Annotated in this window: 28 protein-coding genes and 1 tRNA gene; 8 read left to right on the top strand and 21 right to left on the bottom strand. The window is 64.9% G+C overall.

Annotation, left to right across the window (positions count from 1 at the left end):
• The first annotated feature begins 30 nt into the window (after positions 1-30).
• A tRNA-Arg gene (locus BG023_RS12995) sits at positions 31-107 on the top strand.
• Positions 108-114: 7 nt separating this feature from the next.
• Complete coding sequence (locus BG023_RS12990) at positions 115-909, top strand: bestrophin-like domain (RefSeq protein ID WP_069310822.1); 795 nt, start codon at positions 115-117, stop codon at positions 907-909.
• Positions 910-928: 19 nt separating this feature from the next.
• On the opposite strand, the gene BG023_RS12985 is transcribed toward BG023_RS12990, so the two are convergent.
• From BG023_RS12985 to leuC, 8 genes are all read right to left on the bottom strand, one after another.
• A complete protein-coding gene (locus tag BG023_RS12985) occupies positions 929-1,711 on the bottom strand; it encodes an NUDIX hydrolase (protein ID WP_069310821.1) in 783 nt (260 codons plus the stop codon).
• A 462-nt stretch (positions 1,712-2,173) separates the two neighbouring features.
• On the bottom strand, positions 2,174-2,503 hold the full coding sequence (gene grxD / locus BG023_RS12980) for a Grx4 family monothiol glutaredoxin (RefSeq protein ID WP_069310820.1): 330 nt from the start codon (positions 2,501-2,503) through the stop codon (positions 2,174-2,176).
• Between the two features lie 41 nt (positions 2,504-2,544).
• The gene (locus BG023_RS12975; RefSeq protein ID WP_069310819.1) at positions 2,545-2,778 is read right to left on the bottom strand and encodes a BolA/IbaG family iron-sulfur metabolism protein; all 234 of its coding nucleotides are present in this window, start codon (positions 2,776-2,778) and stop codon (positions 2,545-2,547) included.
• A gap of 3 nt (positions 2,779-2,781) precedes the next feature.
• Positions 2,782-3,105, bottom strand: coding sequence for a DUF1476 domain-containing protein (locus BG023_RS12970; RefSeq protein ID WP_069310818.1), 324 nt, complete (start codon positions 3,103-3,105; stop codon positions 2,782-2,784).
• Positions 3,106-3,180: 75 nt separating this feature from the next.
• Positions 3,181-4,179 (bottom strand): NADPH:quinone oxidoreductase family protein, encoded by a 999-nt coding sequence (locus tag BG023_RS12965; protein WP_069310817.1) that lies wholly within the window; start codon positions 4,177-4,179, stop codon positions 3,181-3,183.
• Between the two features lie 25 nt (positions 4,180-4,204).
• Positions 4,205-4,807 carry a 3-isopropylmalate dehydratase small subunit gene (gene leuD, locus BG023_RS12960; RefSeq protein WP_069310816.1) on the bottom strand — a complete coding sequence of 201 codons (603 nt, stop codon included), beginning with the start codon at positions 4,805-4,807 and terminating at the stop codon, positions 4,205-4,207.
• A gap of 12 nt (positions 4,808-4,819) precedes the next feature.
• Positions 4,820-4,996: an LPXTG cell wall anchor domain-containing protein gene (locus BG023_RS12955; protein WP_069310815.1), complete on the bottom strand. Its 177-nt coding sequence runs from the start codon at positions 4,994-4,996 to the stop codon at positions 4,820-4,822.
• A gap of 46 nt (positions 4,997-5,042) precedes the next feature.
• Complete coding sequence (gene leuC, locus BG023_RS12950) at positions 5,043-6,473, bottom strand: 3-isopropylmalate dehydratase large subunit (RefSeq protein ID WP_069311323.1); 1,431 nt, start codon at positions 6,471-6,473, stop codon at positions 5,043-5,045.
• Between the two features lie 142 nt (positions 6,474-6,615).
• Between leuC and BG023_RS12945 the strand changes: the two genes are divergently transcribed.
• Positions 6,616-7,032, top strand: a complete 417-nt coding sequence (locus BG023_RS12945) for an acyl-CoA thioesterase (protein ID WP_069310814.1) — start codon at positions 6,616-6,618, stop codon at positions 7,030-7,032.
• 36 nt (positions 7,033-7,068) lie between these two features.
• On the opposite strand, the gene BG023_RS12940 is transcribed toward BG023_RS12945, so the two are convergent.
• Entirely contained in the window at positions 7,069-8,109 is a 1,041-nt protein-coding gene (locus BG023_RS12940; RefSeq protein WP_233993003.1) for a fatty acid desaturase, read from the bottom strand.
• Positions 8,110-8,374: 265 nt separating this feature from the next.
• On the opposite strand from BG023_RS12940, the gene BG023_RS12935 reads away from it, so the two are divergent.
• The 3 genes from BG023_RS12935 to BG023_RS12925 all read left to right on the top strand — a co-directional run bounded on the left by BG023_RS12935 (position 8,375) and on the right by BG023_RS12925 (position 10,971).
• Positions 8,375-9,493 (top strand): S8 family serine peptidase, encoded by a 1,119-nt coding sequence (locus tag BG023_RS12935; protein ID WP_083234697.1) that lies wholly within the window; start codon positions 8,375-8,377, stop codon positions 9,491-9,493.
• 156 nt (positions 9,494-9,649) lie between these two features.
• Positions 9,650-10,438 (top strand): fatty acid desaturase, encoded by a 789-nt coding sequence (locus tag BG023_RS12930; RefSeq protein ID WP_069310813.1) that lies wholly within the window; start codon positions 9,650-9,652, stop codon positions 10,436-10,438.
• Positions 10,435-10,971, top strand: coding sequence for a sterol desaturase family protein (locus BG023_RS12925; RefSeq protein WP_069310812.1), 537 nt, complete (start codon positions 10,435-10,437; stop codon positions 10,969-10,971). The genes BG023_RS12930 and BG023_RS12925 overlap by 4 nt, the downstream gene beginning before the upstream one ends.
• A gap of 91 nt (positions 10,972-11,062) precedes the next feature.
• Here BG023_RS12925 and BG023_RS12920 read toward each other — a convergent pair whose 3' ends face one another.
• The 12 genes from BG023_RS12920 to BG023_RS12870 form a co-directional block, all read right to left on the bottom strand.
• The gene (locus BG023_RS12920) at positions 11,063-11,443 is read right to left on the bottom strand and encodes a VOC family protein (RefSeq protein ID WP_069310811.1); all 381 of its coding nucleotides are present in this window, start codon (positions 11,441-11,443) and stop codon (positions 11,063-11,065) included.
• An 84-nt stretch (positions 11,444-11,527) separates the two neighbouring features.
• Positions 11,528-11,938: a SufE family protein gene (locus BG023_RS12915; protein ID WP_069310810.1), complete on the bottom strand. Its 411-nt coding sequence runs from the start codon at positions 11,936-11,938 to the stop codon at positions 11,528-11,530.
• 43 nt (positions 11,939-11,981) lie between these two features.
• Entirely contained in the window at positions 11,982-12,158 is a 177-nt protein-coding gene (locus BG023_RS14920) for a hypothetical protein (RefSeq protein WP_190315772.1), read from the bottom strand.
• Positions 12,155-12,394 carry a hypothetical protein gene (locus BG023_RS12910; protein WP_069311320.1) on the bottom strand — a complete coding sequence of 80 codons (240 nt, stop codon included), beginning with the start codon at positions 12,392-12,394 and terminating at the stop codon, positions 12,155-12,157. Before BG023_RS12910 ends, BG023_RS14920 begins: the two co-directional genes overlap by 4 nt.
• Before the next feature lie 8 nt (positions 12,395-12,402).
• A complete protein-coding gene (locus tag BG023_RS12905) occupies positions 12,403-12,714 on the bottom strand; it encodes a hypothetical protein (protein WP_069310809.1) in 312 nt (103 codons plus the stop codon).
• Complete coding sequence (locus BG023_RS12900; protein WP_069310808.1) at positions 12,714-13,073, bottom strand: hypothetical protein; 360 nt, start codon at positions 13,071-13,073, stop codon at positions 12,714-12,716. The genes BG023_RS12905 and BG023_RS12900 overlap by 1 nt, the downstream gene beginning before the upstream one ends.
• Entirely contained in the window at positions 13,073-13,414 is a 342-nt protein-coding gene (locus BG023_RS12895; RefSeq protein ID WP_069310807.1) for a hypothetical protein, read from the bottom strand. The genes BG023_RS12900 and BG023_RS12895 overlap by 1 nt, the downstream gene beginning before the upstream one ends.
• Positions 13,414-13,728 carry a hypothetical protein gene (locus BG023_RS12890; protein WP_069310806.1) on the bottom strand — a complete coding sequence of 105 codons (315 nt, stop codon included), beginning with the start codon at positions 13,726-13,728 and terminating at the stop codon, positions 13,414-13,416. Before BG023_RS12890 ends, BG023_RS12895 begins: the two co-directional genes overlap by 1 nt.
• Before the next feature lie 30 nt (positions 13,729-13,758).
• Positions 13,759-14,133, bottom strand: a complete 375-nt coding sequence (pspC, locus tag BG023_RS12885; protein ID WP_069310805.1) for an envelope stress response membrane protein PspC — start codon at positions 14,131-14,133, stop codon at positions 13,759-13,761.
• A complete protein-coding gene (gene pspB, locus BG023_RS12880) occupies positions 14,130-14,435 on the bottom strand; it encodes an envelope stress response membrane protein PspB (RefSeq protein WP_069310804.1) in 306 nt (101 codons plus the stop codon). Before pspB ends, pspC begins: the two co-directional genes overlap by 4 nt.
• 3 nt (positions 14,436-14,438) lie before the next feature.
• Positions 14,439-15,185, bottom strand: coding sequence for a phage shock protein PspA (gene pspA, locus BG023_RS12875; protein WP_442956770.1), 747 nt, complete (start codon positions 15,183-15,185; stop codon positions 14,439-14,441).
• Positions 15,186-15,425: 240 nt separating this feature from the next.
• Positions 15,426-15,611, bottom strand: coding sequence for a hypothetical protein (locus BG023_RS12870; RefSeq protein WP_069310803.1), 186 nt, complete (start codon positions 15,609-15,611; stop codon positions 15,426-15,428).
• 158 nt (positions 15,612-15,769) lie between these two features.
• Here BG023_RS12870 and pspF point away from each other — a divergent pair, with 158 nt between their 5' ends.
• Positions 15,770-16,807, top strand: a complete 1,038-nt coding sequence (pspF, locus tag BG023_RS12865) for a phage shock protein operon transcriptional activator (RefSeq protein WP_069310802.1) — start codon at positions 15,770-15,772, stop codon at positions 16,805-16,807.
• A gap of 73 nt (positions 16,808-16,880) precedes the next feature.
• Entirely contained in the window at positions 16,881-17,285 is a 405-nt protein-coding gene (locus tag BG023_RS12860) for a PilZ domain-containing protein (RefSeq protein WP_069310801.1), read from the top strand.
• Positions 17,286-17,416 lie beyond the last annotated feature (131 nt).

Genomic DNA, 17,416 nt, shown 5'->3' with positions numbered 1-17,416 from the left:
CGCAAAGCGCGCTATTGGCCATCGCGGCGCGCGCCCGTAGCTCATCTGGATAGAGCGCGAGACTTCTAATCTTGAGGCAGCAGGTTCGAGTCCTGCCGGGCGCGCCAAAGGATCATGGGGAAGATCTTGGACGCATTCTGGTCTTGGTCGCTTGTCGCGGTGGTGCCGCTGCTTTTGGGCACGATGATTGTCGCCCACGAGATCGGGATGCGGCTGCACCTCCGTCTGATGGCGAAATCGCATGAGAGCGATGGGGTAAGCAGCGAGGAGGGGTTTATCCTCTCGGGCGTGCTCGGCCTGTTGGCGCTGCTGATGGCGTTTTCCTTTTCCATGGCGCTCAACCGTCTCGAGGAACGGCGCGATCTGATGCTGCAGGAGGCCAGCGCAGTTGGTTACCTTGCGATGCTGGCGGACGGCCTACCGCAGGAGCAGGCGCGTGCGCTCAAGGCCGATCTGGCGACCTACGCGGCCGCCCGGCTCAAGGCTGCGAAAATGGCTGACGGCGCAGCGCGCATCGCTGCCGCAGAGCGCGCCGCCGCCTTGCGTGAACCGGTTGCAGCCCACGTCCGCGCGGTGCTGCGCGAGGGAACGCCCGGGCCGCTGCCGGTGGCATTGGCGGGTGCCTATGACGCGATCGAGGATACGGCCGTGCGCCGTCAGGCGCTCTCGCAGGCGCACCTTCCCGCACGGGTGTTGTGGCTGCTCGCAGCCTATGCCGTGATCTCGGCCGCCATGCTGGGATATGCGCTCGCCGGATCACGCGCCCGCCACCGGGTCGCCTCGACCACGCTCTATCTGCTGACTGCGCTGGCGTTCGGAGTCATTCTCGATCTCGACCGGCCGCGTGCGGGTGCGATTATGGTCGATCAGATGCCCTTCGCGCAGACAGTCGAAGCGCTTGGCCGGTAAGGCCGGCGCACTCATCCCATCACCCCCGCGCGACGGTTTCCAGCAGTTCGGCGGTGACGGGGTAGCCTGCGTCGCCGAGGATGGTCAGCCATGGCTTGCCGCCATCTTCGACCACCTGCGGCACGATGGTCTTGACCGGGATCGCTTCGGCCTGGGCGCGGGCTTCCTCGTAGCTGGCGAACAGCGCGAGCCGTTCGAGATTGCGGCGGGTGGGGAAGATCAGCTTGATCTCGCCCCGCTCGGCCGCGTCGAGCGCGCCTTGTGCGCTGGTCCAGAACAGCCGGGTGTTCTCGGCATGGTCGATCGAGACTTCGACTGCGCCGGTGCCGAGATTAGCGAGGTAGAAGCGCGTGTCATAGACGCGGGCGATGTTCTCGTTCTTGGGGAACCAGCGCGCGAAGGGCGTGATCTGGCCGAGATCGAGCCGCCAACCAAAGGCATCGAGCACCGGGGCGAGCGCGCCGGTCTCGGCGAGCATGGCGCGCGCGGAAGCGGCACTGGCCGCATCGATATCGCCCGCAAGGCCCAGCGCGAGACCCGTTTCCTCCAGCGTCTCGCGCACGGCGGCGATCTGGTGTGCGACTTCATCGACCGCAATGGCGTGGGCGGCGGCCACGGCTTCGCCCAGCGCGTAGTCCGCCGGATCGACCCTGCCGCCGGGGAACACCGCCATGCCGCCGGCAAAGGTCATGTTGCGCGAACGCACGGTCATCAGCACTTCCGGCGCGCCGCCATCGGGGGCGTTACGGAAGATGATGATGGTGGCGGCAGGGATGCCCTGGGGTGCGGAATCGGTGCTCATTGCCGGAGAGGATGGCGCTGCGGCAAGCGCTTGCCAAGGGCCAAGGCACTCCCCTGCCGGATTGGTTAGGCCTGCGGCTCTATCCTGCCCAGCTTGGGGTAAATGTGTCGGAATGGCTTACACCTGTGCCATCCGGGAGCACTGGCCGAGTAGGAAAAATGGCGGATTTCCGCCAATTTTCAGGTTTGGCATGGCCCGTGCATAGCATGGTGCGGTCCCAAATGGTCTTCGACGAGAGGCGCGACCCTTCCTGGTCTCCGGGTTGCGCCTCCCCGAAAAACAAAAGCGCTCCGCACTGGTCCTGCGGAGCGCTTTTTTGTTGGGCGTTGTTTGTTTGCGCCTCAGGCGCCGGCGCGGGCCGTCCGGCCCGCTTGGCTACCGGCCTGACCGGCCGACGCGCGTTCGGGCTTGCGGCCCTTCGGGCCGAATAGTGCGGAAATCAGGGGTCAGCGCGTTGTGCGCTTATCCAACCTTCGCAACACCCTGTTCGTTCAGAAGCGCCTGCAATTCGCCGGCTTCGAACATTTCCATCATGATGTCGCTGCCGCCGACGAATTCGCCCTTCACGTAAAGCTGGGGGATGGTCGGCCAGTCGGAGAAGCTCTTGATGCCCTGACGGATCTCCATGTCCTGCAACACATCGACGCTTTCGTAGGCCACGCCGCAATGATCGAGGATCGCGACCGCGCGGCTCGAAAAGCCGCATTGCGGGAACAGCGGGGTGCCCTTCATGAACAGCACCACATCGTTGCTGGTGACGAGATCGGAAATACGCGCGTTGACGTCGGACATGGCGGGTGCGGCCTTTGCGGGTTGGCTTGTTCGTTGCGAGGTTACTTGGGGACCACGGTGGTGACTTGCAAGGCGTGCAGTTCGCCGCCCATGCGTCCGCCAAAGGCAGCATAGACCAGCTTGTGCTGCGCCACCCGGCTGAGCCCCGCGAATTGCGGCGCCGTGACAGTCACCGCCCAGTGATCATCGTCGCCCGCCAGATCGGTCAGCGCGATCTCGGCGCCGGGAAGGGCGGCAAGGATCGCCTGTTCGATGGCAGCGGCGCTCATCGGCATGGTTCAGGCCCCGCCGAGCAGCTGGCGGCGGGCCTCGATGGTCATTTCTTCCAGCTTGGCGCGGATATCGGCCTCGCTGATGTCGGCCTGTGCGGCGGTCAGATCGCCGAGCAGCTTGCGGATCACGTCTTCGTCGCCCGATTCCTCGAAATCGGCCTGCACCACCGCCTTGCGATAGGCGTCGGCTTCTTCGGGGGTGAGCTTCATCAGACCCGCCGCCCATTCGCCCAGCAGGCGGTTGCGCCGGGCCGCGACGCGGAAAGCGGCTTCTTCTTCCATCGCGAAGTGGGCTTCCTCTGCGCGTTCGCGGTCTTTGAAATCGGTCATGTGTGAGTGTCCCTTCGGATACGATCTACCGCCAGCGATAGAGGCGGGCGGGCGCGGCTTCAAGCGGCCAGCGCACTAATCCATCGTCACCACGAGCTTGCCCACCGCCTCGCGCGCTTCGAGCTTGGCGATCGCGTCGCCCGCGCGGGCGAGGGGGAAGGTTTCGCTCACCAGCGGATCGATCTTGCCGGCCTTCATCAGATCGAACAGCTCGGCCACTTGCGCGCGGAAGGCTTCGGGCTCGCGCGCTGTGAAGGCGCCCCAGAACACGCCGCAGATATCGCAGGACTTCAGCAGCGTGAGGTTCAATGGCATCTTGGCGATCCCGGCGGGGAAGCCGACCACGAGGAAGCGGCCCTCCCACGCGATGGCACGCAGCGCGGGTTCGGAATATTGCCCGCCGACGATGTCGTAGACGATGTTTGCGCCTTCCGGCCCGCAGGCCTGCTTGAAGGCATCGGCAAGCGCCTTGGAGGCATCTTTGTCCATCGCCTCGCGCGGGTAGATAACGACCGCGTCCGCACCGGCCTTGCGGGCAACCTCGCCCTTGGCTTCGGAGGAGACAGCGGCCACGACGCGCGCACCGAAGGCCTTGGCGAGTTCGATGGCGGAAAGGCCCACGCCGCCCGCCGCGCCGAGGATCAGCACGGTGTCACCCGCCTTGATATGGCCGCGGTCCTTGAGGCCGTGGATGGTGGTGCCGTAGGTCATCAGCAGGCTGGCTGCCTTCTCGAACGGCACGCCGTCCGGCACCTTGAACATCCGCCCGGCGGGGACAACGACCTTTTCAGCAAGGCCGCCATTGCCGATCCCGGCGAGCACACGGTCACCCACAGCAAAGCCTTCAACCCCTTCGCCCACGGCTTCGATCACGCCCGAAATCTCGCCGCCGGGCGAGAAGGGGCGCTGCGGCTTGAACTGGTAGAGATCGCGGATGATCAGGCCATCGGGATAGTTGATCGCGCAGGCCTTGACCGCGACGAGCACTTCGCCCTTGCCGGGGGTCGGATTGTCGACCTCGTCGAGCATCAGGGTTTCCGGCCCGCCGGTCTGGTGGGTGCGAATGGCTTTCATTGTGTCCTCTCCCAAGTAATCTGTGTCAGGCGGCCTCGGTGCCGCGCATCAGCCACGGCTGGGCAGCCGTGCGCGCGGCTTCGTAGCCACCGATCGCCTCGCCCCGCGCCATTGTCAGGCCGACTTCATCGAGGCCGTTCAGCAGGCAATGCCGCCGGAACGGATCGAGATTGAAGGTGAAGCGATCCTGATAGGGGGTGGTGACGGTCTGCGCTTCGAGATCGACGGTGATCTCGAGCCCTTCGCGCGCCACCTCCATAAGCCGGTCGACCGCTTCCTGCGGCAGCACCACCGGCAGGATCCCGTTCTTCACGGCGTTACCCGAATGGATGTCGGAAAAGCTTGGCGCGATGACCACGCGGATACCGAGATCGAGCATCGCCCACGCCGCGTGTTCGCGGCTCGAACCGCAGCCATAATTGTCGCCCGCGATCAGGATCGGCGCGCCCTTGTAGGCGGGATCGTCGAAAACATTGCCCGGTTCCGCGCGCAGCACCTCGAATGCGCCGGCGCCAAGGCCTTCACGGCTGATGGTCTTGAGCCACTTGGCCGGGATGATGATGTCGGTATCGACATTCTTGAGGCCGAGCGGGATGGCGCGGCCTTCGACGCGGGTAAGGGGCTGCATCGGGATTGGTCCTCAGTCAGTCTGGGGCGGCTCGCCCGAGGGGATCGGGCCGGGCTCGGCGGTGTCTTCAGCCTTCTTCTTGCGCTTGCCTGCATAGAGCAGCGCCGCAGCAATCGCAGCTGATCCGATGGCACCCGCAGCGGCAATCGCGGCGTTGCGGGCGGTGTTGTTCTTGGGCTTGTCAGTCATGGCTGGATCAATGCGCCTTGCCGGGGGTGGTTTCAAGGGGGAGGCGTCAAACGAGTTCGCGCACGTCGGCGAGCCGCCCCGTCACAGCGGCGGCGGCGGCCATTGCGGGGCTGACGAGGTGGGTGCGCGCACCCGGGCCTTGTCGGCCGACGAAGTTGCGGTTGCTGGTCGAGGCGCAGCGTTCGCCCGGCGGCACCTTGTCGGGGTTCATGCCGAGGCATGCCGAACAGCCCGGCTCGCGCCATTCGAAGCCAGCCTCGATGAACACCTTGTCGAGGCCTTCTTCCTCGGCCTGCGCCTTCACCAGACCCGACCCGGGGACGACGATCGCCCAGCGCACGTTGTCGGCCTTGTGACGACCCTTCAGCACCGCAGCGGCGGCGCGCAGGTCTTCGATGCGGCTGTTGGTGCAGCTGCCGATGAAGACGTTTTCGATTGCGACCTCGGTCATCGCCATGCCGGGGGTGAGGCCCATGTAATCGAGCGATTTCTGTGCGGCGACGCGCTTGCTTTCGTCGGCGAAATCCTCCGGCGCAGGCACGCGTCCGCCAATCGGCACCACGTCTTCAGGGCTGGTGCCCCAGGTGACGCTGGGTTCGACATCGGCGGCGTTGATCGTCACCGACTTGGCGAAGACCGCGCCTTCGTCCGAATGAAGCGTGCGCCAGTAAGCAACCGCCGCATCCCACTCGGCACCCTTGGGCGCCATCGGGCGGCCCTTGAGATAGGCGAAGGTGGTGTCGTCCGGCGCGATCAGGCCGGCGCGTGCGCCTGCCTCGATGCTCATGTTGCAGACCGTGAGGCGCTCCTCGATGGTCATCGCCTCGAACACGCGGCCGCGATATTCGATCACATAACCGCTGCCGCCTGCCGCGCCGATGCGGCCGATGATGTGGAGGATCAGATCCTTGGCGCTGACGCCGGGGCCGAGATCGCCCTCGACGCGCACTTCCATCGGCTTTGACTGCTGGAGCAGCAGGGTTTGCGTGGCGAGCACGTGCTCGACCTCGCTCGTCCCGATGCCGAAGGCGAGTGCGCCGAGGCCGCCGTGGCAGGCGGTGTGCGAATCGCCGCAGACGATGGTGGTGCCGGGCAGCGAGAAGCCCTGCTCGGGGCCGACCACATGGACGATCCCCTGCTCCTTGGCGGTCGCGGGAATGTAGCGGATGCCGAAGGCGGGGGCGTTGACTTCGAGCGCGGCGAGCTGCGCTGCGCTTTCGGGATCGGCGATGGGGACGGGCTTGCCGCTGGCATCCACCCGCGCGGTGGTGGGCAGGTTGTGATCGGGCACGGCGAGCGTCAGTTCCGGGCGGCGCACCGGACGACCGGCGACCTTGAGCGCCTCGAACGCTTGCGGGCTGGTGACTTCGTGCACCAGATGGCGGTCGATATAGATCAGCGCCGTCCCGTCATCGCGGGTCTCCACGACATGCGCGTCCCAGATCTTTTCGTAGAGGGTGCGGGGGCGGCTCGCCATGATCGGTTCCATCGATTGGAGGAGGGGGAGTGCGGCTGAAACGACACGCCCATAATCCTGTTCCGCGAGCCGTGGCAAGATTGCGGCGATTTCCCGCAGAACAGAGGTGGAAATTGTAACAATTGTGCGCTAGCTTACACCCATGTCAGCAACCACTCCTCCCGCTTCGGCGTTTCTCCATCCGATCAAGGTCGTAGCGGCCGACATCGATTTCATGGGGCACGTCAATAACGCCCGCTATCTCAACTGGGTGCAGGATGCGGTGCTGGCGCACTGGAACAAGCTGGCCCCGGCCGAGGAAGTGGCGGCCAAGGCGTGGGTCGCGCTGAAGCACGAGATCACCTACCGCAAGCCCGCCTTCCTCGAAGACGACGTGATCGCGCAGACCGTGCTCGAAAGCTTCAACGGCGCCCGCGCGTTCTATTCGACGCTCATCAAGCGCGGCGAAGAGGTGCTGGCCGAAGTGCAATCGAGCTGGTGCTGCATCGATGCCGAAACCCTGCGCCCGGCGCGCATCGGCGAACACCTGCGCGAATTCTTCTTCCCCAAGGGGGAGTGAAGCACCCGGGCGCCGCGCCCCCGGTTTAACCCCGCATCACGATGCCGCGCGGCGGGCGGCCTCGCGGAACGAGACAAGCCGCCGCTGATCCTCGTCCCACAGGGCGAGTGTCAGGGGCCGGAACGTCTGCGCGATGGTGAAGCGGTTGAGGCTGTGCAGCTCCGGAAAGGCCGCGAGCACCTTCGGCAAGCGGTAGAACGGAATGCGGCTGGCGAGGTGGTGCACATGGTGCATCCCGATATTGCCGGTGAACCAACGCAGCGGCTGGGGCAGATCGAGGTGCGAGCTGCCCTTGAGCGCCGCATCGTGGAACTCCCAGTTCTCGCGCTTGTCCCAGTGCGCGTGTTCGAACTGGTGCTGGATGTAGAACAGCCACACGCCCGTCGACGCGGCGATCAGGATGGTGGGGATGACAACCAGCAGCGTGTTGCCGATCCCGAAAGCCAGCATCAGCAACGCCAGAACGGCGGCGGTCGCAAGGTTGGTCCCGATCGCGCTGACCCAGTACTGCGTGCCTTCCTTCATCAGTCCGATCGGCAGGCGGTGGCGCAGCAGGAAGAGATAGGCCGGACCGATGCCGAACAGCACCACCGGATGGCGGTAGGCGCGGTAGAACAGGCGCTGGAGCCAGCCGAGCGACTGGAATTCCTTCACCGTCAGCGTATCGACATCGCCGAACCCGCGCGCGTCGAGATTGCCGGTGTTGGCATGGTGCAGCGTGTGCGACCGGCGCCAGCAATCATAGGGCGTAAAGGTCAGCACCCCGAGCGCCCGGCCGAGCCAATCATTGCTCGCCCGCTTGTTGAGGAACGCCCCGTGCCCGCAGTCATGCTGGATGATGAAGGCCCTCAGCAGCAGCAACCCCGCCACCGGGACGAGCGCCAGCGCGATCATGTAACCGTACGAAAGCGCGAACAGCATCGCCAGCACCAGCGCGGCAAAGGGCGCCAGCGTCGCCGCCACTTCCCACACGCTGCGCGCGGTTCGCACCTTGGTGAAGGGCACCAGCGCATAGGCAAGTCTGCGGGGATCGATCGCGGCAGTCTCACCGCCGGCGGTCATCGGCCGGTCGGTCATCACATCGGGTTTCAAGGCGTCACATTTCCGGATTTCAAGAGCAACATCATGTTCACCGCTACAATCCACCGCGCTGCCACAAAGCGCAAGCGCTGAGTTGTCCCTTCGCACCGATGACCTTGGGCGCGCACCGGTATCAACAACTTCAATTCTTATGGTGAACTTCCGTTGGGGATAGTTTCCGCTCGATTCCGCCCGCGACACGCGATAGCCTCCCGCCATCGCGCCCAAGGGAGAGGCGCAGCAATCCAAGGGGGTTTCGCACATGATTGGCATGAAGCCGTTTTCCATTCTCGCAGTCCTGCCCATCGCCGCACTCGCAGTGCCGGCGAGCGCGCAACGCGCGGGCGACAAGATTCCCGACGCCTATATCTGCGTCTTCGATGCGAGCGTGACGGCGGACCGCGTTCCTGCCGCAGCGCGCGGCGCGGCGCAGGCGGCAACGGGTCAGGTCGGCCATGTCTACACCAAGGCCCTGCGCGGCTTTTCGGTGCGGGCCTCGGCGCAGGGCATTGCCAATATGCGCGCGAAGAACCCCTCGATCCGCTATTGCGAGCAGGATCAGGTCGTCACCGCGATCCAGACCAAGGGCGGCAAGCCGGGCGGCGGGACCACCACCCAGCCGCCGCAGGAAGTGCCCTGGGGCATCACCCGCGTGCGCGGCGGCGCGGCCGGCACCTTTGCGACCGCGTGGGTGATCGATAGCGGAATCCAGCTCGATCATCCCGATCTCAACGTCGACACCGCACGTTCGCGCAGCTTCCTGACCGACACCTCGCCCAATGATGCGAACGGCCACGGCACGCACGTTGCCGGCACGATCGCAGCGATCAACAACACGATCGGTGTCGTCGGTGTCGCACCTGGCGCCAGAGTGGTCGCGGTCCGCGTGCTCGACCGGCGCGGTTCGGGCAGCAATTCGGGCGTGATCGCGGGTGTCGATTACGTCGCGCAGAACGGCCGCGCGGGCGATGTCGCCAACATGAGCCTTGGCGGCGGCGTGAGTTCGGCGCTCGATACGGCGGTGATCAACGCTGCGGCGACGGGCGTGCGCTTTGCGGTTGCTGCGGGCAACAGCTCGGCCAACGCGGCCAACTATTCGCCCGCCCGCGCCAACGGCACCAATGTCTACACGGTGTCCTCGTTCGCCAATGGTGACAGCTGGTCGAGCTTCTCGAATTACGGCAATCCGCCGATCGATTTCGCCGAGCCCGGTTCGTCGATCAAGTCGACCTGGATCGGCAGCACCTACAACACCATCTCGGGGACCTCGATGGCAACGCCGCACCTCGCCGGAATCCTGCTGCAGGGGCCGGTCGGCAATGGCGGCATCGTCAACTTCGATCCGGATGGCAAGCCCGATACGATCGGGATCGTGAACTGATCGGCGGCGCCCGGCCTTCGCGCCGGGCGCCCGCTTCTTCCCGTGCGTGCCAGGGGTGTCCCGTCGCACGCATCCACCCATTGTCGCAAACGCAATTGCCGTTTTGCGGTTGCCCTTTATAGGCAACCGGATGGCCCTTCCGTGCGTATATCCGGCATGAGCAGCCCGCATTTCGTCCTGCCCGCGCGGTCTTTGCAGCGCGCTGTCGGCCTGGTGCTGGCGCTGGCGATTGCCGGAAGCTGGCTCGGCATCCACGCCTGGGGGATTTTTGTCTTCGAACTGACGTGGTCGAACTGGCCGCTCGCGCTGGCAGTTGCAGTGGTGCAATGCTGGCTTTCGGTCGGCGTGTTCATCGTATGCCATGATGCGATGCACGGCAGCCTTGTTCCCGGCCATCCCAAAATCAACGGCGCGATCGGCGCGGTTCTACTGGCGCTTTATGCGGGCTTTGCATGGCGGCAGCTGAGGGACGCGCATTTCGCGCACCACAAGCTGGCGGGCCACGCCGGCGACCCCGATTTCGACGAGCACAATCCGGCGCATTTCGGACGCTGGTATGCGACCTTTTTCCGGCGTTACTTCGGCTGGCGTTCGATCCTGTTCGTGCACACCGTGGTCGGCATTTACTGGCTGGTGCTGGATATTCCCATGATCCAGATCGTGCTGCTTTACGGGCTGCCCGCGCTCGCCTCCTCGCTCCAGCTGTTCTACTTCGGCACCTTCCGTCCGCACCGCCATGAAGCGGGCGAGGATGGGACGGGTTTCGCCGACCGGCACAACACCCGCAGCGAGGATTTCGGCACGCTCGCAAGCCTCGCCTCGTGCTTCCATTTCGGCTATCATCTCGAACACCACCGTCGCCCCGACGTGCCGTGGTGGGCGCTACCCGGTGCGCGCCGGGCCGGGGTGGGCAAGGTAGAATTGACTGAGAAGGTGCCCGCATGAGCTGGCTCGAAGTGTTCCTGACCGTCATGTCCTCGTTGATCGGGATGGAGCTGTTCGCCTGGGTGGCGCACAAGTACATCATGCACGGCTGGGGCTGGGGCTGGCACCGCGATCACCACGAACCGCACGACAATATGTTCGAGAAGAACGATCTGTTCGCCGTGGTGTTCGGCTCGATCAATGCCGCGATGTATATCTACGGCTCGCTCTACTGGGACTGGCTGTGGTGGTTCGCTGTCGGCATCTCGCTCTACGGCGTGATCTACACGCTGGTGCATGATGGCCTGGTGCATCAGCGTTATTTCCGCTGGGTGCCGCGCAAGGGCTACGCCAAGCGGCTGGTGCAGGCGCACAAGCTGCACCATGCGACGATCGGGAAAGAGGGCGGGGTCAGCTTCGGCTTCGTCTTCGCGCGCGATCCGGCCAAGCTGAAGGCGGAATTGAAGGCGCAGAAGGAAGCGGGCCTGGCCGTTGTGCGCGATGCAGTGGGCGCCGGGGACGATGGCTTCGAGGTTGTCGGCCGCAATCTCTAGGCCGCGCCAGACCCCTGCTAGACCCCCCTTAGACCCCCTCTAGACCCCGTTTGCCCCATGTTCCACGTGGAACAATGGGCCTTAGTGAAGCCTAGCCGCCGAACTGGGTCAGGCTAAGGTTGTTGCCCTCGGGGTCATGAAACCAGGCGATCTTCGCGCCCGACCCGGGATGGGTCCAGATCCCGCGCGCATCTTGTCCGAAGCCTTCATAGACCGCAAAGGCCACGCCCTTGGCTATCAGCGCATCGATCTCCGCTTCGATATCCGCAACCTGCCAGCCGAGCACCGTATGCGGGTTTGGCTGATGGCCCTCGACCTTCGTCAGTCGCAAGGTTGTGCCAGCCAGATCATAGCTGACCGCGAAGGGATCCTCGCCGGTCTCGGTCAAGCTGAGGGTGTCGGTATAGAAGCTGCGCGCCTTGGCCAGATCGGCGGCGAGGACAAAGCAGACGGGTTTGGCGTTGGTCAGCATGCCGGTTCTCCCCCATGGAGGCGACTGGCTTCGTCCAGCCGTTGCCGGCGCAACCTACGCTATCGCCAGCCGCGCGCCAACCACTCACCCCGCAGCAAGGCGGGCAGCGTGTTCCTTCACCAGCGCGATCATGTTCGGCACGCCCTGGGTGCGGTTGCTCGAGAGCTGGTTCTTGAGATCGAACGGGCCGAGCGCGCCCATCACGTCCATGCTTGCGACTTCGGCGGCGGGCTTGTCCTGCACCGCGGCGATGACGAGCGCGACGATCCCCTTGGTGATCGCGGCATTGCTATCGGCGAGGAAGTGCAGCTTTTCCGCGTCCGTCCCCGCCGGATAGACCCACACGGCGGCCGAACAGCCGCGCACCAGCGTTGCATCGGTCTTCAGGGCATCGGGCATGGGTTCGAGGCTGCGGCCCAGCTCGATCAGCAGGCCATAGCGTTCGTCGCCTTCGAGGAATTCGTACTCCTCGAGAATGTCGGAAAGGGTGCGCATGGGGCGCCCTTTAACGGGGCGCGCCGCCAACGCAAAGGCGGGATTATTCGCTGAGGCCACCCGGACGGGTGAAGGCGTAGTAGATCACGTAGAACCAGCTGAAGAAGCCGTGGACGATCGCCCAGATGATCGACTTGTTGACGCTCCAGCTGATCGCGACCGCGATCGCCGTGCCGAGGCTGATCCCGGCCTGCGCGGCGGTGTTGCGTGCGGTGCTCACAGCTCCACACCGCTGGCGATGGCTTCGAGCTTTCGGATGCGTTCCTTGAGGTCGGCGAGTTCGATACGGGCGGTGCCGAAGCTCGACCCTTCGTCCTGCGCCGCAGGCACAGCCGTGCGGTCAAGCTCCTGCCGCTTCAGATCGAGCCAGCCCTGCCAGCCGCGCAGCAAGGCAGCGGCGATGACAATAAGCCCGATCAGGCTTCCGCCCGTCATGATGAGGGTTGGGTCGAGCAAGGACGTGATCATTCGCTCTTCTCCTGTCTTGCCGCGGGCAGACCCCGCAGCGCTTCGATCTCGGCAGCGATCCGCGCCTGTTCGCGGGCTTCGCCGGTATTGCTGTCGGTGGCGATGCGTTCGAGCACCTTCACCCGTTCGCGCAGTTCGGAAAGCTCGCGGCGGGCGGCTTCCAGTTCCGCATCGCTTTGGCCGTTATCGCGCGGGGCAAACTGCTCGTTGCCGTGCTTGTCTTTGACGATGCCCGCGCGGGTCTTGGCGAACTCGACCAGACCGATGACGATAATCCCGACAAGCGCGACGATGGCCCAGCTGCTCATTACGCCTTGCCCTTGTCCGAGAGGTTTTCGAGCGCACGGTCACGCAGCGCGTCGATCTCCGCACCGAGGTGATAGCCGCCGTCGGTGACGATCCGTTCGACATTGGCGAGCCGGTCCTTCATCGATCCCAGCTCGGCGCGCAGCTCGGCGTTTTCCTGGGTCAGCAGGGTCACGCGGTGCGCCGTTTCCTTGTCCGAGCCCGGCTTCAGGGACTGGCCCCACATGCCTTCAAGCGGATAGCCGTTCTTGATCTTCATGCGGGTGGTCTGGAACGAGGCGATGATCCCCATCGCGCCGAGTGCGAAGCCCGCAGTGATGATCCAGCCGACATAGGGAAGGAACACGTCAATGTTTTCCATCACGCACGCTCCTTCTTGCCGAGGTTTAGCGGCACGCCGGCATCATCCTTGGCCCGCGTATCGCGGAGTGCTTCGATTTCCTCGGCGAGCGAATAGCCGCGATCGGTGACGATCTTTTCGAGCACGATCATGCGATCCTGCATGGCATCGAGCTTGTCGTGCAGCGACTTGTTCTCGGCCTTCAACCGCTGGGTTTCGGCGTTATCCTTGCGCTCGGTCTTACCGCCCCATTCGTCTTCGAGCGGGTAGCCGTGCTTGGCGCGGATCCAGTTGTTGGCGAGCCAGCCGAGGGTACAGACGATCACAATGGCGACGACGAAGCCGGGGTCGTGGAAGGGCATTACACGCGTTCCTTCTTCTCGAGGCCGAGCGGTACGCCGGCATCCATTTCATCAACCCGGCGGGTATCGCGCAGCGCCTCGATCTGGGCGGCGACATTGTAACCGCCGTCGGTGACGATGCGTTCGAGCACCTGCACCCGATCTTCGAGCCGCTGGATGTGGCTGGCATATTGCGCCGCCTTTTCCGCGGTCTGCTCGGCCGTGGCACCGATCTGGATTTCGGCGATGCGCTGCTGATGTCTGGTCCAGATCGCGACGATCGGGATCATCAAGGCGACGATCGGGATCATCACGGCAATCTGCGAAGGATCCATTGTCCTAGTCCCTGTAAGCAGTGTTCTGGATTAGCGCAGCCGCTCGATCTCGGCGGTCAGACGCGGGTTGCTGCTGACGTAGTGGGCTTCCACTGCGGCCAGGCGGCGGTCGATGTCGCGGAAGCTCGCCTTGATCTCCCGGGCGGTGCGGCGCGGGCTCTGGCGGACGGACTGCCAGTACTTCTGCTCGTTCGCATCGCGGTAGAGATAGGGCGGCTTCTTATTGAGCACGAAACCGGCGATGAAGTAGGCGAAGATCGGCCAGCCCAGACCCATCGCCAGTGCCAGCGTGCCGAGGCGGACCCACAGGACATTGACGCCGGTGTAGTCGGCAATCCCCGAGCACACACCCATCAGCTTGGCATTGTGCTTGTCGCGGTAAAGCGTTGTGCGGGGGCTGTTCATGCGCGGGTTCCTTTCTTCTCGGCGATCAGCTGTTCAAGCTCGCGGAGCTGCTGGTTGTCGTCGGCGTGTTCGGCGATCAGGCGGCGGGCCGGAGTAAAGGCCGGGTCATCGGTGGCGACCAGGCGTTCGACCGTTTCCATCCGTTGATCGAGGCGCTTGGCGAGGTTGTAGAGTTCCTCCAGCAGCACTTCGTCATCGGCGGTGATGGTGGGGGCTGTCTTCCACTTGGTCATGTAGTGCAGGACCAGCCAGGGCAGGCCGATGAAGAGCGTTGCAACAACGAGTACGACTTCAAACGGCATGGCTTATTCTCCCCCAAGGTCTTTGGCGCTGTCGTCGGCCTTGCCGAGCGCTTTCTTCATGGCTTCCAATTCGTCGTCGATCGCGTCCGAACCGGCGAGTGCCGCAATTTCATCGGCGAGCGACGGGGTTTTGCTTTCCGCGATCTGCAGCGCGTCGGCACGGCCTTCGGCGTAATCGACCCGGCGTTCGAGCTGGTCGAAGCGGGCGAGCGCCTCGTCGGTGCGTTCGGTGCTCATCAGCGTGCGCAGCTTGACGCGGTTCTCGGCGCTTTCGAGGCGCGCGGCGATCGCGGTCTGGCGGCTGCGGGCTTCGCGCAGACGATGCTGGAGCTTCTGGATGTCGTCCTCGTAGGCACGCAGCGCATCGTCCAGCACGGCGATTTCGGTCTTGAGCTGGTCGGCCATATCGCCGGCCTTCTTCTTCTCGACCAGCGCCGCGCGGGCGAGGTCTTCGCGGTCCTTGCTGAGCGCGAGCTGTGCCTTCTCGGCCCAGTCGGCCTGAAGCCGGTCAAGCTTGACGCAGTGGCGATGCATTTCCTTCTGATCGGCGATGGTGCGCGCCGCACTGGCGCGGACTTCGACCAGGGTTTCCTCCATTTCGAGGATGATCATGCGGATCATCTTGGCCGGATCATCTGCCTTGTCGAGCATGTCGTTGAAGTTGGCGGCAATGATGTCACGGGTGCGGCTGAAAATGCCCATGAAGGCTACTCCATCGAGAAACGTATTGGCGCGGTCGCGCGCGGTCATGCGGGCGCTCCCGGATTCGCCGGTGCGTCCTTCAGATTGCGTCGGGGTGGGGCTGCGACGCAAGGCTTCGATTTCCTCGTCGAGCCGCGACAGGCGTCCCGACGACAGCAGGCGGGAGGGGTGGGCCGGAGCATCGCTGTCCAGGTTGGCGCGTGTGGGGCGTGCGCCACCTGCAGCATCTGCGGGGGGACGTCCTGCATGGGGCGCTCCGGCCCGAGGGGGTCAAAGGGGTCGCCCACGTCAGGCGATCTCGATCATCGCGCCGGCTTCCGACACGGGGTGGGCAAGCGGGGCGGCGCTGGCCGCGCCCGGCTGGATCTGCGAGGACAGCGCGATCATCATCACCATCGCGGCAATGCTGGCCATCGCGGCGTGCCCGAGCTTGGAGCTCCAGAAGGCGCTGGCGGCGGGTTGCTGGTTGATCATAGTGGGCCTCCCAAGTGGTGTCCGTGGTCTTGCCCGGTATTTTGCAACCGCCGTGCCAAATCGCGAAAATGGCGGAAATCCGCGACTTTTCGCGGGCTCTGTGGTGGGAGTGTTGGTCTATCTTGCCAAGCATTGGCGTTTTTCGCTATAGTTTGGACATGAAGCTCGAAAGCCAGTTCATCGGCCAATCCGGGGCCTTCCTCGACGCGGTCGAGCGTGCCTCGCGCGCTGCGGCGATGAACCGCCCCGTGCTTGTGATCGGCGAGCGCGGCACGGGTAAAGAACTGATCGCCGAACGACTTCACCGCCTGTCGAGCCGCTGGGACGAGCCGCTGGTGACGATGAACTGCGCAGCGCTTCCCGAAACCCTGATCGAAGCCGAGCTGTTCGGACACGAGGCGGGCGCCTTCACCGGCGCCACCAAGGCGCGCGCGGGCCGCTTTGAAGAAGCCGATCGCGGCACGCTGTTCCTTGATGAACTCGGCACGCTGTCGATGGGCGCGCAGGAGCGGCTGCTGCGCGCGGTCGAATATGGCGAAGTGACGCGCATCGGTGCCTCGCGCCCGATCCGGGTCGATGTGCGGATTGTCGCGGCGACCAATGATGATCTGCCCGCGCTCGCCGCCAGCGGCGACTTCCGTGCCGACCTGCTCGACCGGCTGAGTTTCGAGGTCATCACCCTGCCGCCGCTGCGCGTGCGCGAAGGCGATATCGGGGTGCTGGCAGAGTATTTCGGGCGGCGCATGGCGGCCGAGCTCGACTGGGACCGCTGGCCGGGCTTCGCCGCGCATATCAAGGACGCGCTCGAGGAGCATCCCTGGCCCGGCAATGTCCGCGAGCTGCGCAACGTGGTCGAACGCGCGGTCTATCGCTGGGCCGATCCCGAAAGGCCGATCGCGCATGTCCAGTTCGATCCCTTCGACAGTCCGTGGCGCCCGCGTCCGCCCGAGCACCGGCGCAGCACGCCCGCTGCGCCTTCGCCCAGTGCGGCGTCCAGCCCGGCGCCGGCGATGGCCAATCTCGATGCGGTGGAAGACCTGCGCGCCGCGGTCGACGCGCATGAACGGGCGATCCTCCAGACCGCGCTCGGCAAGCATCGCTGGAACCAGCGCCAGACTGCCCGGGCGCTGGGGCTAACCTATGATCAGCTGCGCCATTGCATCCGCAAGCACGGGCTGATGGAAGGGCAGGACTAGACACCGCCTACGCGATCTTCCCTAGCCGGACGCTTCGGACCGGTTCACCAAGATCGCGGAAAATTCCGGCATCATGCTGGATCAAGCCGCAACCACATCGTGTGAGCAGGACGTCGCGAACTACGGGCGCCGCGCAGCTGCGCGCCTGCGGCTTTCGATCCCGGCACAGCTGGTTTCGATCTACGCCACGCATGACTGCATTCTGCTCGATCTCTCGCGGACAGGCGCGCGCGTTGCCCTGGCCGAGCCGCTGGCGGTGGGCGAGGGCGGCTATCTCAGGATCGGGCGGCTAGAGGTGTTCTGCGAAGCGGTGCGCGCCATGAATGGCGCCGGCGGGGGGCTGAACGGGCTGGTCTTCGATGATCCGCTGACCAACGCCGAGGTGCTTGAGACCCGGCACCATGCCGAGACCTTCGAGCAATCGCGGCGGTTTGCCCTGCGCGAACAGGTCCGCAAATGGGTTGCGGGGGAAAAGTGATCGATCGCGCCGGGTGCGCGCGACACCATGCTTAAGCGCCCTTTAGCAATATCCGTAAGCCGTAGCCGTTCGGCGGTTGTAAGCTGTTTGCCTTCAGACCCCATTCTCATCGAAAAGACGAACGGGGAGCA

The organism is Porphyrobacter sp. LM 6 (assembly GCF_001720465.1).
Lineage (GTDB): Bacteria > Pseudomonadota > Alphaproteobacteria > Sphingomonadales > Sphingomonadaceae > Erythrobacter.
Note: the sequence above shows the minus strand (reverse complement) of the source record. Positions and strands in the feature narration are given on the sequence as shown.

Coding starts and splice junctions, on each gene's coding strand:
- BG023_RS12890 (WP_069310806.1), bottom strand. CDS start 13,728: ATGGATCCTTCGCAGATTGCCGTGATGATCCCGATCGTCGCCTTGATG.
- BG023_RS12870 (WP_069310803.1), bottom strand. CDS start 15,611: ATGATCAACCAGCAACCCGCCGCCAGCGCCTTCTGGAGCTCCAAGCTC.
- pspB (WP_069310804.1), bottom strand. CDS start 14,435: ATGCCGTTTGAAGTCGTACTCGTTGTTGCAACGCTCTTCATCGGCCTG.
- BG023_RS12925 (WP_069310812.1), top strand. CDS start 10,435: ATGAGCTGGCTCGAAGTGTTCCTGACCGTCATGTCCTCGTTGATCGGG.
- BG023_RS12955 (WP_069310815.1), bottom strand. CDS start 4,996: ATGACTGACAAGCCCAAGAACAACACCGCCCGCAACGCCGCGATTGCC.
- BG023_RS12940 (WP_233993003.1), bottom strand. CDS start 8,109: ATGACCGACCGGCCGATGACCGCCGGCGGTGAGACTGCCGCGATCGAT.
- pspC (WP_069310805.1), bottom strand. CDS start 14,133: ATGAACAGCCCCCGCACAACGCTTTACCGCGACAAGCACAATGCCAAG.
- BG023_RS12905 (WP_069310809.1), bottom strand. CDS start 12,714: ATGAGCAGCTGGGCCATCGTCGCGCTTGTCGGGATTATCGTCATCGGT.
- BG023_RS12920 (WP_069310811.1), bottom strand. CDS start 11,443: ATGCTGACCAACGCCAAACCCGTCTGCTTTGTCCTCGCCGCCGATCTG.
- BG023_RS12965 (WP_069310817.1), bottom strand. CDS start 4,179: ATGAAAGCCATTCGCACCCACCAGACCGGCGGGCCGGAAACCCTGATG.
- pspA (WP_442956770.1), bottom strand. CDS start 15,185: ATGACCGCGCGCGACCGCGCCAATACGTTTCTCGATGGAGTAGCCTTC.
- BG023_RS12860 (WP_069310801.1), top strand. CDS start 16,881: ATGCTGGATCAAGCCGCAACCACATCGTGTGAGCAGGACGTCGCGAAC.
- grxD (WP_069310820.1), bottom strand. CDS start 2,503: ATGTCCGACGTCAACGCGCGTATTTCCGATCTCGTCACCAGCAACGAT.
- leuD (WP_069310816.1), bottom strand. CDS start 4,807: ATGCAGCCCCTTACCCGCGTCGAAGGCCGCGCCATCCCGCTCGGCCTC.
- BG023_RS12990 (WP_069310822.1), top strand. CDS start 115: ATGGGGAAGATCTTGGACGCATTCTGGTCTTGGTCGCTTGTCGCGGTG.
- BG023_RS12945 (WP_069310814.1), top strand. CDS start 6,616: ATGTCAGCAACCACTCCTCCCGCTTCGGCGTTTCTCCATCCGATCAAG.
- pspF (WP_069310802.1), top strand. CDS start 15,770: ATGAAGCTCGAAAGCCAGTTCATCGGCCAATCCGGGGCCTTCCTCGAC.
- BG023_RS12900 (WP_069310808.1), bottom strand. CDS start 13,073: ATGGAAAACATTGACGTGTTCCTTCCCTATGTCGGCTGGATCATCACT.
- BG023_RS12895 (WP_069310807.1), bottom strand. CDS start 13,414: ATGCCCTTCCACGACCCCGGCTTCGTCGTCGCCATTGTGATCGTCTGT.
- BG023_RS12975 (WP_069310819.1), bottom strand. CDS start 2,778: ATGCCGATGAGCGCCGCTGCCATCGAACAGGCGATCCTTGCCGCCCTT.
- BG023_RS12935 (WP_083234697.1), top strand. CDS start 8,375: ATGATTGGCATGAAGCCGTTTTCCATTCTCGCAGTCCTGCCCATCGCC.
- BG023_RS12915 (WP_069310810.1), bottom strand. CDS start 11,938: ATGCGCACCCTTTCCGACATTCTCGAGGAGTACGAATTCCTCGAAGGC.
- BG023_RS12985 (WP_069310821.1), bottom strand. CDS start 1,711: ATGAGCACCGATTCCGCACCCCAGGGCATCCCTGCCGCCACCATCATC.
- BG023_RS12970 (WP_069310818.1), bottom strand. CDS start 3,105: ATGACCGATTTCAAAGACCGCGAACGCGCAGAGGAAGCCCACTTCGCG.
- BG023_RS12930 (WP_069310813.1), top strand. CDS start 9,650: ATGAGCAGCCCGCATTTCGTCCTGCCCGCGCGGTCTTTGCAGCGCGCT.
- leuC (WP_069311323.1), bottom strand. CDS start 6,473: ATGGCGAGCCGCCCCCGCACCCTCTACGAAAAGATCTGGGACGCGCAT.